Origin of the sequence: Streptomyces sp. HUAS 31 (assembly GCF_028198125.1) — a bacterium.
Lineage (GTDB): Bacteria > Actinomycetota > Actinomycetes > Streptomycetales > Streptomycetaceae > Streptomyces > Streptomyces chartreusis.
Window position 1 is genome coordinate 903,206 of sequence record NZ_CP116353.1, and the last position, 17,501, is coordinate 920,706.

At 72.1% G+C, this 17,501-nt stretch carries 15 protein-coding genes; 10 read left to right on the forward strand and 5 right to left on the reverse strand.

Features of this window, described 5'->3' with window-relative positions:
* The 3 genes from PGH47_RS03770 to PGH47_RS03780 are packed head-to-tail and all read left to right on the forward strand — an operon-like array spanning nucleotide 1 to nucleotide 3,833.
* Complete coding sequence (locus PGH47_RS03770) at nucleotides 1-1,071, forward strand: ABC transporter ATP-binding protein (protein ID WP_271662208.1); 1,071 nt, start codon at nucleotides 1-3, stop codon at nucleotides 1,069-1,071.
* A gap of 28 nt (nucleotides 1,072-1,099) precedes the next feature.
* Nucleotides 1,100-2,419 (forward strand): flavin monoamine oxidase family protein, encoded by a 1,320-nt coding sequence (locus PGH47_RS03775; RefSeq protein ID WP_271662209.1) that lies wholly within the window; start codon nucleotides 1,100-1,102, stop codon nucleotides 2,417-2,419.
* Nucleotides 2,412-3,833 carry an aminobutyraldehyde dehydrogenase gene (locus PGH47_RS03780; RefSeq protein WP_271662210.1) on the forward strand — a complete coding sequence of 474 codons (1,422 nt, stop codon included), beginning with the start codon at nucleotides 2,412-2,414 and terminating at the stop codon, nucleotides 3,831-3,833. Before PGH47_RS03775 ends, PGH47_RS03780 begins: the two co-directional genes overlap by 8 nt.
* A gap of 39 nt (nucleotides 3,834-3,872) precedes the next feature.
* On the opposite strand, the gene PGH47_RS03785 is transcribed toward PGH47_RS03780, so the two are convergent.
* Nucleotides 3,873-5,498, reverse strand: coding sequence for a sigma-70 family RNA polymerase sigma factor (locus tag PGH47_RS03785; RefSeq protein WP_271662211.1), 1,626 nt, complete (start codon nucleotides 5,496-5,498; stop codon nucleotides 3,873-3,875).
* Between the two features lie 222 nt (nucleotides 5,499-5,720).
* Nucleotides 5,721-6,359: an HD domain-containing protein gene (locus tag PGH47_RS03790; protein ID WP_271662212.1), complete on the reverse strand. Its 639-nt coding sequence runs from the start codon at nucleotides 6,357-6,359 to the stop codon at nucleotides 5,721-5,723.
* 119 nt (nucleotides 6,360-6,478) lie between these two features.
* Here PGH47_RS03790 and PGH47_RS03795 point away from each other — a divergent pair, with 119 nt between their 5' ends.
* Complete coding sequence (locus PGH47_RS03795; protein ID WP_271662213.1) at nucleotides 6,479-7,447, forward strand: GlxA family transcriptional regulator; 969 nt, start codon at nucleotides 6,479-6,481, stop codon at nucleotides 7,445-7,447.
* A gap of 29 nt (nucleotides 7,448-7,476) precedes the next feature.
* Here the strand turns inward: PGH47_RS03795 and PGH47_RS03800 are convergent, their stop codons facing one another.
* Nucleotides 7,477-7,917, reverse strand: coding sequence for an Lrp/AsnC family transcriptional regulator (locus PGH47_RS03800; RefSeq protein WP_271662214.1), 441 nt, complete (start codon nucleotides 7,915-7,917; stop codon nucleotides 7,477-7,479).
* Nucleotides 7,918-7,997: 80 nt separating this feature from the next.
* Between PGH47_RS03800 and PGH47_RS03805 the strand changes: the two genes are divergently transcribed.
* From PGH47_RS03805 to PGH47_RS03830, 6 genes are all read left to right on the forward strand, one after another.
* Nucleotides 7,998-8,699, forward strand: a complete 702-nt coding sequence (locus PGH47_RS03805; protein WP_271662215.1) for an AzlC family ABC transporter permease — start codon at nucleotides 7,998-8,000, stop codon at nucleotides 8,697-8,699.
* Entirely contained in the window at nucleotides 8,692-9,018 is a 327-nt protein-coding gene (locus PGH47_RS03810) for a branched-chain amino acid transporter permease (RefSeq protein ID WP_271662216.1), read from the forward strand. The genes PGH47_RS03805 and PGH47_RS03810 overlap by 8 nt, the downstream gene beginning before the upstream one ends.
* A gap of 73 nt (nucleotides 9,019-9,091) precedes the next feature.
* Nucleotides 9,092-9,856 carry a thioesterase family protein gene (locus tag PGH47_RS03815; protein ID WP_271667974.1) on the forward strand — a complete coding sequence of 255 codons (765 nt, stop codon included), beginning with the start codon at nucleotides 9,092-9,094 and terminating at the stop codon, nucleotides 9,854-9,856.
* A gap of 95 nt (nucleotides 9,857-9,951) precedes the next feature.
* A complete protein-coding gene (locus tag PGH47_RS03820) occupies nucleotides 9,952-11,313 on the forward strand; it encodes an MFS transporter (protein WP_271662217.1) in 1,362 nt (453 codons plus the stop codon).
* Nucleotides 11,310-12,689: a prolyl oligopeptidase family serine peptidase gene (locus PGH47_RS03825; RefSeq protein WP_271662218.1), complete on the forward strand. Its 1,380-nt coding sequence runs from the start codon at nucleotides 11,310-11,312 to the stop codon at nucleotides 12,687-12,689. The genes PGH47_RS03820 and PGH47_RS03825 overlap by 4 nt, the downstream gene beginning before the upstream one ends.
* A 52-nt stretch (nucleotides 12,690-12,741) precedes the next feature.
* Nucleotides 12,742-13,593, forward strand: a complete 852-nt coding sequence (locus PGH47_RS03830; RefSeq protein WP_271662219.1) for a PaaX family transcriptional regulator — start codon at nucleotides 12,742-12,744, stop codon at nucleotides 13,591-13,593.
* A 24-nt stretch (nucleotides 13,594-13,617) separates the two neighbouring features.
* On the opposite strand, the gene PGH47_RS03835 is transcribed toward PGH47_RS03830, so the two are convergent.
* Together PGH47_RS03835 and PGH47_RS03840 are read right to left on the reverse strand one after the other, a co-directional pair.
* The gene (locus tag PGH47_RS03835) at nucleotides 13,618-15,159 is read right to left on the reverse strand and encodes a glycoside hydrolase family 30 protein (protein ID WP_271662220.1); all 1,542 of its coding nucleotides are present in this window, start codon (nucleotides 15,157-15,159) and stop codon (nucleotides 13,618-13,620) included.
* A gap of 200 nt (nucleotides 15,160-15,359) precedes the next feature.
* Nucleotides 15,360-17,501: a ThuA domain-containing protein gene (locus PGH47_RS03840; protein ID WP_443048465.1), complete on the reverse strand. Its 2,142-nt coding sequence runs from the start codon at nucleotides 17,499-17,501 to the stop codon at nucleotides 15,360-15,362.

Here is a 17,501-nt window from a genome sequence, read left to right on the forward strand (position 1 = left end):
ATGGACGCGACCCCCGCCGTCCGGCTCGACGGTGTCTCCAAGCAGTACGCCGATTCCTACGCCGTGCACCGCCTGGACCTCGACATCGAGGCCGGTCACTTCTTCTCCCTGCTGGGCCCCTCCGGCTGCGGCAAGACCACGACCCTGCGCATGATCGGCGGCTTCAGCGACCCCAGCGAGGGTGCGGTGCTGCTGGCCGGCGAGGACGTGACCGACCTGCCGCCGAACAAGCGCAACGTCAACACCGTCTTCCAGAGCTACGCCCTGTTCGACCATCTGAGCGTCGCCGACAACGTCGGCTTCGGCCTCAAGCGCAGCGGCGTCGCCAAGGCCGAGATACGGCAGCGGGTCGGCGAGATGCTGGAGCTTGTCCAGCTCGCCGGCCTCGCCGACCGCAAGCCCCGCACCCTGTCCGGGGGTCAGCGTCAGCGCGTCGCCCTCGCCCGCGCACTGGTCAACCGGCCCGCCGTACTGCTCCTCGACGAGCCGCTCGCCGCCCTCGATCTGAAGCTGCGCCGGCAGATGCAGGTGGAGCTGAAGCAGATCCAGCGCGAGGTCGGCATCACCTTCGTCTTCGTCACGCACGACCAGGACGAGGCGCTGACGATGTCCGACCGGATCGCGGTGATGAACAAGGGGCGCATCGAGCAGTGCGGCACCCCGGAGGACATCTACGAGCACCCCGGCACCAGCTTCGTGGCCTCGTTCATGGGCACCTCCAACCTGATGACCGGTACCTACCGGGACGGAGAGGTGGCTCTGGAGAAGGGTCCCGCCCTGCCCGTCGGCGCCCGTTCGGGCATCGCGGACGGCACCCCCGTGAGTGTGTCGGTGCGCCCCGAGAAGATCTGGCTGTCGGACTTCGAACCGGGCATGTCGAAGCTGAGCGGCGTGCTCCGCGAGACCGTCTACAGCGGCCCGACCACGACCTATCTCATCGAGCTCGCCCCGGGCGTGACGCTGTCGGTGCTGGAGCAGAACACGGCCCGGGCCCGCATGGAGGACCGCTGGAGCGGTGGCGAGACGGTGGAGTTCGGATGGCGGCCCGAGCACTGCCTGGTCCTGGCCTGAGCGCCCCTGACACGAGAAAGCGAAACCCATGCATCACGACGTGATCGTGCTCGGCGCCGGTCTCGCCGGGCTGGCCGCCGCCCGGGACCTGGCCTCCGCCGGCACCGACGTGCTCGTCCTGGAGGCCCGGGACCGCGTCGGCGGCCGGGTCGAGCAGACCCGCACACCCGACGGCCGCACCGTCCAGCTGGGCGGTGAGGTCGTCGGCCACGGGCACACCGCCTATCTCCGGCTCGCCAGGGAACTGGGCCTGGCGTTGGTTCCCAGCTATGTCCAGGAGCCGGGCCGTATGACCCGCGCGACCCCGGAGGGACTCTCGGCCGGTGAACCTCCGCACTGGTTCGGCCCCGGGGACGCGGCCCTGCACTCGCGCCTGAGCAAGGAGTTCTCCGCCCTCGCCGCCGGCGTCGACCCTGACGACCCCTGGTCGCATCCGGAGGCGGCCGCCCTGGACCGGCTCTCCGTGGCCGACTGGCTGCGCTCCCGGGAGGCCGGACCGGCCGTGGTCCGGCTGTGGGACATCGGTCAACTCGCCCTGGCGGGCGGCTCGTACGAACGGATCTCCCTGCTCGCCGCGCTGCGCAAGAGCGCGGCGGTCCCCGGCTCGGGCACGGGTGACTACGACTACGAGGACTGGGAGGGCCTGCGGCTCGCGGAGGGTTCGGCGACGCTCGCCGAGGTCCTGGGCCGTGTGCTGGGCCCCCGCATCCGGCTGGGTTCGCCCGTCGCCGCGCTGGACGTCCGCCCCGGGCGCTGCACCGTGCGCCTGGTCTCCGGCGAGGTCCTGACCGCCGGTGCCGTGGTGAGCGCCCTGCCTGTCGGCCCGCTGCGGGACGTCGCCGTCAGCGGGGTGAGCGAGGAGCGGCTCGCCTCCCTGCACCGGCAACGCCACGCCACGGCCGGGAAGTTCGCCGCCGTCTACGACCGGCCCTTCTGGCGGGAGTCCGGACTGAACGGCCTGTCCGAGGCGGAGGGAGTACTCGGCAGCACCTGGCCGCAGAACGAGGGCGTCCTGTCGGCGCTGATCCCGCCCGAGCGGTACGGCGTCCTGCTCGGCACCCCGCCCCAGCTGCGCACCCCCGAGCTGCTCGCCGAGATGGCCGGCATGTTCGGTGAGGAGGCGCTGCGGCCGACCGCCTGCCATCTGCGGCTGTGGGGCACCGACAGGTGGACGCAGGGCTATGTCACCCAGTGGCCGCCGGGCGAGGTCATGGCCGTCGGGCCGCTGCACGGCACCCATGAACCGCCGTTCTACGTCTGCGGCTCCGACCAGTGGGTCGCGGGATACATGGAGGGCGCCGTCCGCACCGGCCGCGGCGCCGCCGAGGAGGCGCTGCGCCGTGGCTGACACCGACCGTCCCAACCACATCGGCGGCAAGGAGGTGCCGGCCGCGTCCGGCGCCACCGCGGCGTTGATCGACCCGGCCACCGGGCTCTCCCACGGCACGGCCCCGCGGTCCGGCCCCGAGGACGTGGACGCGGCTTGCCGGGCCGCCGAAGAGGCCTTCGAGAGCTGGTCGGCGACGACTCCGGGGCAGCGGCAGACGGCACTTCTGCGGATCGCAGACGCCCTGGAGCGGGAGGCCACCGCGGTCGCGGACGCCGAGGTGGCCGACACGGGCAAGCCGCGTGCCTTGTTCCTGGGCGACGAACTCCCCGCGATCGTGGACGTGTTGCGCTACTTCGCGGGAGCCGCCCGGAACCTGCCGGGCTCGGCGGCCGCCGAGTACACGCCGGGCCGTACCTCCGTGCTGCGGCGCGAGCCGGTCGGCGTCTGCGCCCAGATCACGCCCTGGAACTACCCGCTGATGATGGCCGTTTGGAAGATCGCGCCCGCGCTCGCCGCCGGCAACACGGTCGTCCTGAAGCCGTCCGACACCACGCCTTCGTCGGCCGTGCTGCTGGCCCGGCTGGCCGCCGAGCATCTGCCGCCCGGTGTGCTGAACGTGGTGTGCGGCGACCGCGACACCGGGCGTGCTCTGGTCGGGCACCGGCATGTCCGGCTGGTGGCCGTCACCGGAAGCATCCGGGCGGGGCAGGAGATCGCCGCCGCGGCAGCCGCCGACCTGAAGCGGCTGCACCTCGAGCTCGGCGGCAACGCGCCGGTGTTGATCCACGCGGACGCCGATCTCGACGACGCGGTCGAGCAGTTGTCGTCGCTGTCCTTCTACAACGCGGGCCAGGACTGTACGGCCGCGACCAGGATCCTGGTCGACCGTCGCGTCCACGACACCTTCCTGGACCGCTTCGCCGGCCGGGCCGCCCGGCAACTGCCCGGCGGCCCGGACGACGAGCGGGCCGACTTCGGGCCGCTCGCGAACGCCGCCCAACTCGCTTCCGTACAGGGTCTGTTGGAACGGCTTCCGGAGCACGCCGAGGTCGTCACCGGCGGCTCGGGGCTGGACCGGCCCGGCTACTTCCACCGGGCCACGGTGGTCGCCGGGGTGCGGCAGGGGGACGAGATCGTGCAGGGCGAGGTGTTCGGGCCGGTCGTCACCGTCCAGCCGTTCGCCGACGAGGCGGAGGCCGTCCGGCTGGCCAACGACGTGCCCCAGGGGCTCGCCGCGAGCGTCTGGACCCGCGACCACGACCGTGCCATGCGTGCGACCCGTGCGCTGCGGACCGGCATCGTCTGGGTCAACACCCACGGCACGACGGTGTCGGAGATGCCGCACGGCGGCGTACGCCACTCCGGCTACGGCAGCGACCTCTCCCTGACCGGTCTGCTCGACTACACGCAGGTCAAGCACGTCATGCTGTGACGGGTGCCCGGCGCCGGGACGAGGGGCACCCGGCGGTTCCTACAGCTTGGCGCCGAAGTTCTGCGTCCACCAGGGGCCGCCGGGCCCGTTGTGGATGCCGACGCCGATGTCCTTGAACGAGCAGTTGAGGATGTTGGCCTTGTGGCCGGGGCTGTTCATCCAGGACTCCATCACGGCAGCCGGGGTCTGCTGGCCCATCGCGATGTTCTCGCCGTAGGTGGACCAGCGGTAACCGGCCGCCGTGATGCGCTGGCCGGGGTCGGCGCCGTCCGGGTTGGTGTGGTCGAAGAAGTCGCGGGCGGCCATGTCGTCGGAGTGGCCCTGCGCCGACTTGTTCAGCAGGGAGTCCTCCTCCAGCGGACCGCAGCCGGCGTTCGCCCGCTCCTTGTTCACCAGCGCGACGACCTGTCCGACGGTGTCCGTCGGGGCCGACTGCGGCTGGGGCGTGCTGGAAGCGGTCCGTGTCGGCTTCGGGGTCGGGCGGGGAGTCGGCGTCGCCTTCTTGGTCGGTTTGGGCGATTTGGAGGGGGTCGCCTTCTTCGAGGGCGAGGCGGACGGCGACGGCGACTTGGACGGCGGCTCCGAGGTCTCCACGGGACCGGACTCCGAGAGTTCCGCGACCGGGGCGCCGGCACTGGCGGCCGCCGTCGCCTCCTCCGTGCCGGTTCCGGGGTCCGAGTCGAAGTACCAGAACCCACCGCCCGCCACACAGGCCGCGACGACGGCACCTCCGACGGCCCGACGCCGGTTGCGCCGACGGCGGCGGGCCTCGCCGCGGGAGACAGCCCGGCCGCGCGCGGCCCGGTGCCCCGCTCCGGCGTGCCCCCCGGAGGCGTTTACCGCGGAGGCCGAGCCGACCGGGGCCATACCGCCCGCGGCGGACAGCACCCGATCCAGCAGCGCGGGCGCCGCGGCGACCAACGCGAGGCCGGCCAGAAGCCCTTCGGCGGGCATCAGCCCGCTCCACAGACCGGAACAACGCACACATCCCCGGGCATGCCGGGCTATTCGCTTGCGCCACAGCGCCGAGGGCCGGCCGTCCCAGGACGCGAGCAGACCGTGCAGTTCCTCGCAGCGCGGACGCGCGTCAAGCGCCCGCACGACCACCCGGGCCGCCTCCAGTTGCGCCTTCATCCGCTGCACCCGGACCGCCGTGTGCTGCGGCGGCAGTTCCAGGGCGGCGGCCACCTCGGCCCGGGTCAGCTGACCGGCGCACTCCAGCCACCACAGCGACAGCAGCCCGCGGTCGTCGGGCTCGAGCCAGCGGGTGGCGCGTGCCGTCTCCTGGCGCTGGCCGGACAACTGGAGCCGGACCATGGTCAGATCCACGAAGTCGGCGCCCGGATCCGCCAGCTCCTCGGCCTCCTCCACGCCGCCCGGGGCCGCCTGGCGGTCGTGCCAGTGGGCCCGGACCTGGTTCATCGCGATCGCCACGAGCCAGGAGCGGAAGCTCTCCGCGGTGCGCAGCCCGCCGAGCGCGTCGAGGGCGCGCAGCATCGTCTCCTGCACCACGTCGTCGACGTCGACCGAGCCGTTCAGAGCCCTCCCCACGACGTTGTAGACCAGCGGGAGGTATGCGCTGACCAGGGCGTCCTGAGCTTCCGGGTCGCCACTGCGGGCGGCCGTCACCAGTGCCGCGAGATCCCTCGTGGGCTCTGTACTCATCAAAAAACTTCCCTGTCCTCGACGCCGAACGATGCTGTCCGATACCTGGGAGATCGCTCGGTGAACCGCGGATAACAGTTCTTCGCACGGTTCTTCGGACGCTTGTTCCCCGAGAGCCTCACGAGGCCGGCGCGGCGGCGCAATGGAGAACGTCACATCCACAGGGACTTGGCACAGCGGAACGTAGGGATATGAACCGAATGCCCTTTCCGCTCCCCCGAATTACTCGGGCCAGTCGGAGTTCTTGATGACCTCCACGAAGTCTCCGGGCACGAAGTCGGGTACGAAATGGGCCAGTACGTCCGCCTTGACGTTGCCGAAGGTGGTTTCGGGGCGGTCCTGGATGCCCTCGGTGAACGCGGCGAGGATCCGGTTCTTGAAGTCGGGGCGGGGGTGGGCCGCGACCACGGCGGCGCGCTGCTCGTCGGAGACGGCGTGGTAGCCGACGCCGAGGACGTCCAGTTCCACGCCGCGGGTGACCAGCGCGACCTCGGGTGCCATGTGGAGGGGGATCTCCGGGGTGGTGTGCAGGGCTACGGCCGTCCAGACCCGGTCGGCCGGCTCGCCGGTGACGCCGTGGGCGTGCAGGAAGCGGCGGGCCTCGTCGGCACCGTCGATCTCGAACCGCTGGTCGGTGCGCCGGTAGCGCTCGGTCAGGCCGAGGTCGTGGAACATCGCGCCCACGTAGAGCAGTTCGGGGTCGAACACGAGCCCCGCCTCCAGCCCGCGCAGCGACCCGAACAGGAAGACCCGCCGGGAGTGGTCGAACAGCAGGGGCGCCGCGACGTCCCGTACGAGTTCGGTGGCCTCCCTTGCCAGTGCGCTGTCCGGGATCCGTACGCCCGCGATGGTCTCGCCCATGATGACGGCCTTCCTCTTCTCGCCCGACCGGTCCGCCCGGTCGGTGACCTCCTTCAATGTCGTCCGCCGGACTATGCTGGCGCCATGTCCTTCCTGACGTACGACCCACAGATCCGGACATGACCCATCGCGTGGCCCTCCTGGTGTTCGACGGGGTGACGCTGCTCGACGCCAGTGGTCCCCTGGAGGTGCTGCACCAGGCGGGGCGGCTCGGCCACCCCTACGCGCCGGTGCTCGTCTCCCCGTACGGCGGCGACGTCACGACCTCCTCGGGCGTGGCGCTGGCCAGGACCGTGGCCGCGACCGCCGTGGGGCCGGTCGACACGCTCGTCGTCGCCGGGGCCGACGCGCTCGCCGAACGGCCTCCCGGCGAGGACCTGCTGACGGCGGCCGCCGAGCTCGCCGGGCGGGCGGAGCGGGTCGCGTCCGTGTGCAGCGGCGCCTTCGTACTGGCCGAACTGGGGCTGCTCGACGGCCGCAGGGCGACCACGCACTGGCGGCACGCCAAGACGCTCGCCCGCCGGCATCCCCGGGTGCGTGTCGAGCCGGACGCGCTGCACGTGCGGGACGGCCGCTATCTCACCTCGGCCGGCATCAGCGCGGGCATCGATCTGACCCTCGCGCTGGTCGAGGACGACCACGGGGCGGACGTGGCCCGGGAGGCCGCCCGCGAACTGGTCGTCTTCATGCAACGTCCGGGCGGACAGTCGCAGTTCTCCACGGCCCTGTCGACCCCGCCGGCCCGCAGCGACCTGCTGGCCTCGCTCACCGCGTCCGTGCTCGCGGATCCGGGCGCCGACCACGGCCTGGCCGCGATGGCCGCGTCGGCGGCGGTCAGCACCCGGCACCTGGCCCGGCTGTTCCGCAGCGAGCTGAACACGACGCCCGCCCGCTGGGTGGAGCGCGTCCGGCTCGACCGCGCGCAGCAGCTCCTGCTCGACGGGCACAGCGTCACCTCGGCGGCCCGGCACAGCGGGCTCGGCAGCGACGAGACCCTGCGCCGCGCGTTCGCCCGCCACCTGGGCACCACCCCGACCGAGTACCGCAGGCGCTTCGCCACCACGCGTCCGCGGGATGCGGCGCCCTGAGTCCTACGGGGCGGGCCTGATCGTCAGCCCTACGGGGCGGGCTTGATGGTCTTCATCGTGAAGTGCGAGGTCACGTTCTTGATCCGGGGGATCGTCATGACCCGCCCGCTGAGGAACGCCTCGTACGCGGGCAGGTCGGCGACGGCCACCCGCACGAAGTAGTCGGGGCTGCCGAACATCCGACGCAGCTCGAGCACCTCCTCGGCCTCGGCCAGGGTCCGCTCGAAGTGCTCGACCGTCTCCGCGTCCTGCGATTCGAGGCCGAGGTCGATCAGGACCTCGAAGGAGCGGCCCACCGACGCCGGGTCGATCACGGCGCGGTAGCCGCGGATGACGCCGTCGGCCTCCAGCCGCTGGACCCGGCGCAGACACGGCCCCGTGGTCAGCCCGACCCGCTGGGCCAGCTCCACGTTGGTCAGCCGTCCGTCCCGCTCCAGCTCGGCAATGATTGCTTCGTCGATCGCGTCCACGTAAATATTATTGCTCTGCGAGCACCGATCCGGGCAATCTTCGCAACCACATGTCGCGGCTTCTGCGGGACGATGGAGCAGTGGAACGAACGGAACACATATCCCGGGGCATACGCGACTCCTTCTCGGCCGGCCTCGGCATCTTCCCCCTCGGTATCGCCCTCGGCCTGCTGATCGTCCAGGCCGGACTGCCCTGGTGGCTGGCGCCCGCGCTCTCCCTCGCCGCGTTCGCCGGCTCCCTGGAGCTGCTGCTCGTGGGCATGGTGGCCACCGTCACCCCGCTCGCGGCGGTCGCGCTGACGGTTCTGGTGGTCAACTTCCGGCACGTGTTCTACGCGTTCTCCTTCCCGCTGCACCTGGTCCGGCACCCGGTGGCGAAGGCGTACGCCGTCTACGCGATGATCGACGAGGTGTACGCGGTCAACGCGGCCCTGCCCGAGCACGAGCGCTCGGCACCCCGACTGCTGGCCATGCAGATCGCGTGCGAGGCGTACTGGGTGGGCGGCGGTCTGGTCGGCGTCGCGCTCGGCTCGGTCCTGCCCGCACCGGTCAAGGGCCTGGAGTTCGCGCTGTGCGCGCTGTTCACGGTGCTCACCCTGGACGCGTTCCGCTCGCGCAAGGAGCTGCCGTCCCTGCTGCTCGCGGGCGCGAGCGCCGCCGTCGCCCTCGTCGTCACGCCGGGCATGGCCATGTTCACGGCGCTGCTGCTGTTCGTCTGCCTGCTTCTGGTCCGTCACCTTCTCACCGCCCGCGACACCGCCCAGGAGGCCGCGCATGCCTAGCACCCCGTATCTCCTCGCTGTGCTGGCGATCGTCTTCGGCATCACGCTCGCCCTGCGCGCCGTGCCCTTCGCCGTGCTCGGGCGGCTGCGCGAGTCGGCCGTGGTGCGGCGGCTGGCGGTGTGGATGCCGGTGGGCATCCTCGCCGTCCTCGCGGTGACCGCGCTGCACGGCACGATCACGACAGACCCGCACGGAACGGGGTACGCGCTGCTCGCCGTCGCGGTGACCATCGGCGCCCATCTGGCCTTCGGCCGCCGCACCATCCTGAGCGTCGGGGCGGGCACGGCCGTCTATGTCGTCCTGCTCAACGCCCTCTGACCGAACCCGCGCACCGTCCGCCGAACACCCCTGGGAGAACCGTCCGTTGACCCCCGAAAGCTACTTCGAAGCCATGGACGACCGCCGCTTCAAGCCGACATCGCACGCGAGCGGCGCCTGGCACCGCGACGAGCAGCACTTCAGCCCGCTGGGTGGGCTGGTCGTGCACGCCCTCGACCGCCACCGCGCCGGCGCCCCGGACGACGGGCTCGTCCTCGCCCGGATCAGCTACGACATCCTCGGCCGGCTCGCGCTCGACGAGTGCGAGATCGAGGTGGAGACCGTCCGTCCCGGGCGGACCATCCAACTCCTCGAAGCGGTCGTGCGGATCGCGGACCGTCCGGTGGTGCGGGCGCGCGCCTGGTATCTGGCCCGGCTCGACACCGCCGAGGTCGCGGGCGGCCCCGCCGACCGCCTCACCCCGCCCGAGGCGCTCGACCCGTGGCCGATGACCGAGGTCTGGTCCGGCGGCTACATCGCCTCCCTCGACGTGCGCCCGGTGGCACCGCCCCGCCCCGGTCGCACCACCGCCTGGATCTCCACGCCCCTGGAGCTGGTGGCCGGCGTCCCCGTCAGCCCGCTCGCGTCATACCTCGCCCTCGTCGACACCGCCAACGGCATCGCCGTACGGCAGCCGCCCGGCGCGTGGATGTTCCCCAACGTCGACCTGACCGTCCACCTGCACCGCCAACCGCACGGCACCTGGACCGGACTGGACACGACCGTCACCTTCGGCCCGACCGGCCAGGGCCTGACCAGCACGGTCCTGCACGACGTCGACGGTCCGGTCGGTCAGGCGCAGCAGATCCTCACGGTCCGCCCGCAGCCCGGGACCTGACGCCTCCGACCCAGTCGATGTTGTGCACTTTATTGACGACAGTCACTACAGCGCCTACTTTCGCGGTGTCCTTCCCCCGGTCAAGGGAGACCGCGATGCCTTCGTCCCCCGTCGCATCACCGTCGCCGTCCACGCCCTCCGAGCGAACCCGGCAGCTGCGCAGAGTCGCGCTGTCCGGGCTGCTGGGCACGGCCGTCGAGTTCTACGACTTCCTCGTCTACGGCACCGTCGCCGCGCTGGTCTTCGGCGAGCTGTTCTTCCCGGGTGCCGATCCCGCCGTCGGCACCATCGCCGCGTTCGGCACCTTCGCCGCCGGCTATGTCGCCCGCCCGCTCGGCGGGATCGTCTTCGGGCACTTCGGCGACCGGCTCGGCCGCAAGTCGATGCTGCTGCTCACCATGGGCCTGATGGGCGGCGCCAGCTTCCTCATCGGCCTGCTGCCGACGTACGACACGGTCGGCGTCTGGGCGCCGGTCCTGCTGATCGCCCTGCGGGTCCTCCAGGGCATCGCCATCGGCGGCGAGTGGGGCGGCGCCACGCTGATGGTCGTGGAGCACGCCGGGGAGCGGCGCCGCGGGCTGTGGTCCAGCTTCACGCAGATGGGAGCACCGCTCGGCTCCCTGCTGTCCTCGCTCGTCGTCACCCTCGTGGTCGCCATGCCCAGGGACCAGTTCACGGCCTGGGGCTGGCGTGTGCCGTTCCTGCTGAGCGTGGTGCTGCTGGGCGTGGGCCTGTTCGTCCGGCTGAAGGTGGTCGAGAGCCCGCTGTTCGCCGAGGTGAAGAAGGACCGCGCCGAGTCCCGGCTGCCGATCCTCGACGTGCTGCGACGTCCCCGGCCGCTGCTGCTGGCCTGCTGCGTCGGCATCGGCGCGTTCACCGCCCAGTCGCTGCTGACCAGTTACCTCATCGCGTACGCCACCGGCATCGGCTACGCCCGCCCGCAGGTGCTCACCGCGCTGACCGTCTCCGCCGCCGTCGCCCTCGTGGTGCTGCCCTGCGCCTCCGCGCTCTCCGACCGGGTGGGCCGCCGCCCGGTCGTCCTCACCGGAGCCGTCCTGTCGGCGGCCACCGCCTTCCCCGTCCTCGCGCTGATCGACTCGAAGTCGCCGGGCGCGCTGATCCTCGCCGTCGTCATCGGCCACGGCATCGCCCAGTCCGCCATGTACGGCCCGCTGGGCGCCCTGCTCACCGAGATGTTCGGCACGCGGGTGCGCTACACCGGCGCCTCCCTCGGATACCAGGGCGCCACCCTCATCGGCGCCGGCTTCTCGCCCATGATCGCCGGCAGTCTGGTCGCCGGCAGCGGCAACGGCACGCCGGTGGCGCTGCTGCTGTGCGGCGGCTCCCTCATCACCGCGCTGACCGTGTGGTTCGTGCGCGAGACGAGCCGTACGTCCCTGTCCGGCGCCGCCCCCGAACGCCCCGCCACCGCCCGCCCGGAGGAGATCACCGCATGACGACCGCCAGCCGCACGGCCTTCGCGGCGGCCCTCCTGCTCGCCGCCGGCGCCCTGCCCACCTCGGCGGCCGCCGCCACCGGGGACACCACCCACGTGGACGGTCGACTCCCCTCCGGCGCCACGTACTTGATGGACGTGCCCGCCCGATGGAACGGCACTGTCCTGCTGTTCAGCCACGGCTATACGTCCGGCCCGGCCAACCCCGCCCAGGACGCCCCGGACGACGCCACGAAGGCCCTGCTCCTGAAGCGGGGTTACGCCCTCGCCGGCTCCTCGTACGCCACCACGGGCTGGGCGGTGACGGACGCGGTGCCCGACCAGCTCGCCACGCTCACCGCCTTCACCGACCGCTTCGGCACGGCCTCCCGCACCATCGCCTGGGGGCGGTCGTACGGCGGGCTGGTCACCACCGCCATCGCCGAGCGCCATCCGGAGCGGATCGACGGCTCGCTCTCCCTGTGCGGTCTGGTGCACGGCGGCGTCGCCAACTGGAACAACACCCTCGACCCCGTCTTCGCCCTCAAGACGCTCCTCGCGCCTGACTCCGGTGTGCCGCTGGTGAACATCGGCAGTCAGTCGGCCGCCGACGCCGCGGCCGGCGCACTGAGCGCCGTGGTCGACTCGGCGCAGACGACGGCGCAGGGGCGGGCCCGGATCGCGCTGGCCGCCGCCCTGCACAACATCCCCGTCTGGAACCAGCCGACGCAGCCCCGGCCGGCCCCTGCCGACCTGGACGCCCAGCAGGCCAACCAGTACGAGGCCGTCAAGGGCCTGCTGAAGGTCGCCGCCTTCAACCGGCGGCAGGAGTCCGAGGCCCGCGCGGGCGGCAACATGTCCTGGAACACCGGCGTCGACTACGCGAAGCTCCTCGGCGCGTCCTCCGTCCGCAAGGAGGTGACCGAGCTGTACGAGAAAGCGGGGCTGTCCCTCAGGGCCGACCTCGCCACGCTCGACCGCGCCCCCCGCATCGGCGCCGATCCGAAGGCGGTCGCCTGGATGGCCGCCACGAGCTCGTTCACGGGCGAGCTGACCAAGCCGCAGCTGTCCGTCCACACCGTCGGCGACGCCCTCGTCCCCGTCCAGACGGAGAGCGCCCTGAAGCGGGCCGTCACCGCCGCCGGGTCGGCCTCCCTGCTGCGGCAGGCGTACACCGACAACGCCGGCCACTGCACCTTCAGCCCCGCCGAGCAGCTCGCCGCCCTGCGCACCCTGGAGGACCGCCTCACCGAGGGCAGGTGGGAGAGGACCGACGCGGCCTCCCTCAACTCCCGTGCCGCGAAGGCCGATCCGACCACGCCGACCCGCTATGTGCCGTACCGCCCCACCCCCTACCTGCGCCCCTACGACCTCGCCCACCCGGCCGACGGCCGATGAAGCCGTACGGCCGCCCGTCGCGCCCTCGGCGGGCGGCCGTACCCTTGCCAGCGTGGAGGACGACGACATCCTGGACGCTCAGGACACCGCGGAGGGCCCGCAGCCGCGCCCGCAGTCGCTCATGCTCGCCTTCTTCGGCAACCACGTCCTGGAGGAGGGCGACGTGGGTGTCTACTCCGGCAGCATCATCGATGTGCTCGGCCGTGTCGGCGTCGGCGAGCAGGCCGTGCGCTCCACCCTGACCCGGATGGTCAACCGGGGTCTGCTGCGGCGCCGGCGCGAGGGCCGCAGGATGTTCTTCGGGCTGACCTCGCAGGCCACGCGCGTCCTTCAGGACGGCCGCACCCGCATCTGGCGGCAGGGCGCGGTCAACGACGACTGGGACGGCTCCTGGACCCTGCTCGGTTTCTCCCTGCCGGACTCCTGGAAGCGCCAGCGTCACGACCTGCGCTCCCGGCTCACCTGGTCCGGGTTCGGCGCGCTGTACAGCGGGCTGTGGATCGCGCCCGGGAACATCGACGTCTCCGGCGTCGTCGAGGAGCTCGGCCTCGCCGCCCACGTCAAGATCTTCCACGCGCAGGCGGACGTGGCCACCGACATCGCGCTGATGATCCGCGACACCTGGGACCTGGAGAGCATCGCCGCGCGCTACGTGCTCTTCGACAAGCGCTGGACCGCGCACCTCGACGCCGGGGCCGGCGACGACCCGATCGGAACCCGGCTGCGGCTGGTCAGCGAGTGGCTCTGGACGATCCGCGCGGACCCCCGGCTGCCGGCCCGGCACCTGCCCCCACAGTGGCCGGCCCGTCCCGCGCAGGAGACGTTCCGGCGCGTCGCCGACCACACCGCAGGGCCCGCGCGGGAGATGGCGCACGAGTTGCTGGAGACCACCCGGATGCGATGAGCGGTCGGCGACGCGCCGGTGCTCTCAGTCCCGGGAGTCCTGCCCCTTCCAGCGGTACGTGGCGAAGGAGCCGGCCGGCACGGTCACCACGAACTTCTGGCCGCCGACGACGACCCGGACCCGGCTGTCGGAGCCGGTGCTGTTGCCGAGGACGGCGACATAGCCGCCGTTGCGCGAGCGGTAGACCACATTGCCGACGCCGTTCTCCGTGGCGCTGGACTCCAGCCGCACGTCGCCGGGCGCGAGGTATCTCGCGAACTGCCCGAGCCCGTACAGCTCGTCGCGGACGGTGAAGTCCTTCGTGACGGTGTTCACCTTGACCAGCCGGTTCGGCCACTTGGTGGTGGCGCCGACCTGCTCCCAGTCGATGTCGTTGTCCCGGGCGGGCGTCCAGTGCAGGGTCCCGCCGTCCTGGTCCGTGGTCTGTGCCCACAGGACGTAGGAACTGGCGTCGAGGCGGAAGTCGTCGAGGACGGTCGAGGGCGCCAGGTCGCTGGTCTCCGTGACGTGGACCGGCTTCCCGGTCTCCTTGCGCGCGTCGCGCATCACGCCGGGGTCTCCCCAGTAGGGGTGGAAGGCGATGCCGTCCGCCGCCGCGCGGACCTGCGCGCCGGTCACCGAGCCGTCCGGGGCGTCCTCGAAGACGCGGTGGTAGTTCTTGGTTGCCGTGCTGTTGGGGTCGCGCCAGTCCCAGAAGTTGAAGTCGTGCAGGTACAGCTGGGTGTCGAGCCGGGCGGCACGCAGCTCCCGCTTGATCGCCAGGGCGAGCTTCTGCTGCTGGGCGACGCTGATGTCCATCGCCGGGTAGACGACGTCCATGCCCGGCTCGTTCAGCAGGGTCAGCGCGTCGACGCGGATGCCGTGACGGGCGTACGCCTGGACGAACTTGACGTAGTAGCGCGCGAAGACGTCGATGCAGTCGTCGCGCAGCTTGCCGACCTGGTAGTGCTCGGTGGTGCTGCCGGGCTTGAGCGCGACCTCGCCGGTGAAGCGGTTGTTGGTCTTCATCCAGGCGGGCGCGCTCCAGGCCGACGCGAAGAACGTGGCCCTGGGGTTGTAGCGCTGGATGAGCTTGATCGTGTCGATGATGTGCAGGTCGATGTCCCGCCGGACGGAGAAGTGCTTCAGCCCGAAGTCCTCGGTGACACCGGCGGGGAGGTCGTCCAGCGACCAGAACGGCAGGTGCTCGATGAGGTCGGGGCTGCCGATCGTCAGCCGGAACCGGTCCAGGCCCGCGCCGCGTTCGGGGTCGACCAGCAGCCTGACGGCCCGCTCCCGTTCGGCGGGCGTGAGCTTCCAGAGGTTGGACACGCTCGTCTCGTCCAGGGAGAAGCCGACGCCCGCGTACTTCTGCCGGGTGGCGGCGGGGTCGGCGACCACGGTGGCGTCGACGGGGCCACCGGAGTCGTCGCCGACGCGGACGGTCGGCAGGGGCTGCCATGCCTGTGTGCCGCCGGTCGAGTAGGTACCGGTCACGGCCCGGCCGTGCGCTGCCTGGCCGGTGCCGACCAGTGCGGACAAGGTGGTGACCGCGACGGCCGCGAAGGTGGTGAGGGGACGTCTCACAGCTGCTCCTGACGTGGGGGACCAACAGCGTGGGATGGAGCGGGAGTTGTGATCCAAGCAACGTCCGCACACTTACGTCAAGACGTGAAGAAAGCCGGTCTCGCAGTTCGCCGGTCGCCGGTCGCCGGTCGCCGGTCGCCGACGAGCGCACGTGCCCGGCCGGACGGATCCGGCCGGGCACTTCTACTGGGCCCGGGGCGTCAGCCTCCCGACGCCGCCCGGAACCGGCCCACCCAGTACGCGGTGCGATCCAGGTAGGCCGTCTGTGCCGCCTCCCCCGTCTGCCCGTACGCGCCGTCGTAGGTCCGGTAGCCGCGACCGGCGGGCGGTGTGGAGTCGGCGGGTTCGATGGAGCTTCCTTCGTGCCACTCGTTGAACGACGTGACCGACACCCAGGTCGGTGACCCGCCGATCGCCGGGTCCAGGGCGTTGGACCACTGCCGGTCGTAGGCCGCGCCGTTCGCCCGCTCCACGGTGGGCGTGGAGTTGCCCGGCACGGCCCGGTCGTCGATGTACCCCGGCGCGACGGACGGCGCCCAGATCAGGCCGTTGGCCCGCGCATGGTCGCCGGCCTGCTTCCAGCCCGGCGCCGTGGCGCCCGCGATGCCGTCGTAGGTGTACATGCCGGAGAAGTGCGCGATCTTCGTGGTGTCGGTGGTCTGCGCGAGCACGATGCTCGTGTCGGTGACCTGGTCGAGCGCCGTCCAGTCGGCGATGTCCAGGCTCTGGAACACGTAGAACGCGCTTCTGCCGCCGTGCTCCGCCGAGCGGTGGAAGGCGGGGTGGCTGCCGTAGGTGCTGTTGATGTACTCGATGTCGGCGACCGTCGAGGCGGCGGTGCGGCCCGCGTACGGCTCCAGGTGCCAGGCCACCTCGATGCCCCGCTCCTGCGCCGCGTCGAGCACGCGCCCGACCAGCCGGTCCTCGTAACTTCCCCGGCCCCACCAGCTGTAGACGATCACGCCGGCGCCGGACCGGGCGACCCACTCCATGTGCCGGGCGACGGCACCCGCCTCGCCCGAGTCGTACGGGCCGAGGGCCGGGTACAGGTCGGCGCCGATGTCGTCGGGCGGGGTGCGGCCGCCCTGCTGCCAGTGCCGCCAGCCGCCGTTGACCGCGGGACTGCCGTACCAGGAGTAGTAGAAGAGGTGCACGTCGTCGGAGAGGGCGCCGGCCGTGGGCGCGGCGCCGAGACTGAAGGTGTCGACGTCGAACAGGGCTCCCCCGCCGCCGGTGAATCTCAGGAACAGCGGCCCGGAGGCGGAGCCCGTCAGGGTCGTCGTGACGGTCGTGAACGTCTCCCAGCCTCCGGTCACCGGCACCGCCACGCTGCCGAGCAAGGTGCCGGTGGCCGAGCCCGAGCGGATCTCGATGGTGCCGCCCGCTCCAGCCGAGGACACCTTCGCCGTGAACGTCCTGGCTCCCGCGGTGGAGACGGAGGCGTAGCCCGCCCAGTCGCCGTTGTCGATGTAGCCCAGCGTCTGTCCGCCGCTGGCCGGGGCGTGCCCGGCGACCTGCACGCCGGAGGCGGAGGTGTACGCCTCGGCCTCGACCTGGCCGTTGCCGGCCGGGGCGGAGCAGTCGGCCGCCGCCTGCCCGGCCGCGTAGCGCACGCCGCCGAGCAGCAGGGAGCGGAACGCCGGGTCGGCGTACGACTCGACGGTGTGGCCGAGCCCGGTGTAGAAGGAGCGGCCCTGCCCCTGGCGGTGGCACCAGGTGATGGGGTGGTCGGCGCCCATCGAGCCGCCGCTGTAGGTGCTTTCGTCCAGGGTCTGCAGGACGTGGACGCGGGGGCGGGGGTTGGCGCGGTAGTTGTACCACTCGTCCGTGCGGGTCCAGGTCGCGCCGAGGTGCGAGGTGGCCGGGTGGGTGCGGTCCTCGGTGCGGATCGTGGCCTGCTGGATCGCGGGATGGCTCTGGAACCAGGCGCCGACCAGCTGTCCGTAGTACGGCCAGTCGTACTCGGTGTCGGCGGCCGCGTGCACGCCCAGGTAGCCGCCGCCGGAGTCGACGTAGGACTGGAGCGCGGTCTGCTGGGCGGCGTTCAGGACGTCGCCCGTGGTGTTGAGGAACACCACCGCCTCGTATCCGGCGAGGTTCGCGGACGTGAAGGCGCCGGCGTCCTCGGTGGCGGTGACGGAGAAGTCGTTCTGCCCGCCGAGGGTGCGCAGGGTGTCGATGCCGGCCGGGATCGCGTCGTGCCGGAACCCGGCCGTCCTGGAGAACACGAGGACCTCGAAGGAGGCCGCGTGCGCCGTCCCGGCCGGGGTGAGCAGGGCGCCCAGCACGGCCAGGGCCAGGGCCGTCGCGCCGCGGCGCAGTAGCCGCATCAGGGTGGTCAT

Excerpts from the sequence above, each read along its gene's own strand:
- PGH47_RS03770 (WP_271662208.1), top strand. The coding sequence starts at position 1 with ATGGACGCGACCCCCGCCGTCCGGCTCGACGGTGTCTCCAAGCAGTAC.
- PGH47_RS03775 (WP_271662209.1), top strand. The coding sequence starts at position 1,100 with ATGCATCACGACGTGATCGTGCTCGGCGCCGGTCTCGCCGGGCTGGCC.
- PGH47_RS03785 (WP_271662211.1), bottom strand. The coding sequence starts at position 5,498 with ATGAGTACAGAGCCCACGAGGGATCTCGCGGCACTGGTGACGGCCGCC.
- PGH47_RS03790 (WP_271662212.1), bottom strand. The coding sequence starts at position 6,359 with ATGGGCGAGACCATCGCGGGCGTACGGATCCCGGACAGCGCACTGGCA.
- PGH47_RS03795 (WP_271662213.1), top strand. The coding sequence starts at position 6,479 with ATGACCCATCGCGTGGCCCTCCTGGTGTTCGACGGGGTGACGCTGCTC.
- PGH47_RS03810 (WP_271662216.1), top strand. The coding sequence starts at position 8,692 with ATGCCTAGCACCCCGTATCTCCTCGCTGTGCTGGCGATCGTCTTCGGC.
- PGH47_RS03815 (WP_271667974.1), top strand. The coding sequence starts at position 9,092 with ATGGACGACCGCCGCTTCAAGCCGACATCGCACGCGAGCGGCGCCTGG.
- PGH47_RS03820 (WP_271662217.1), top strand. The coding sequence starts at position 9,952 with ATGCCTTCGTCCCCCGTCGCATCACCGTCGCCGTCCACGCCCTCCGAG.
- PGH47_RS03825 (WP_271662218.1), top strand. The coding sequence starts at position 11,310 with ATGACGACCGCCAGCCGCACGGCCTTCGCGGCGGCCCTCCTGCTCGCC.
- PGH47_RS03840 (WP_443048465.1), bottom strand. The coding sequence starts at position 17,501 with ATGACCACCCTGATGCGGCTACTGCGCCGCGGCGCGACGGCCCTGGCC.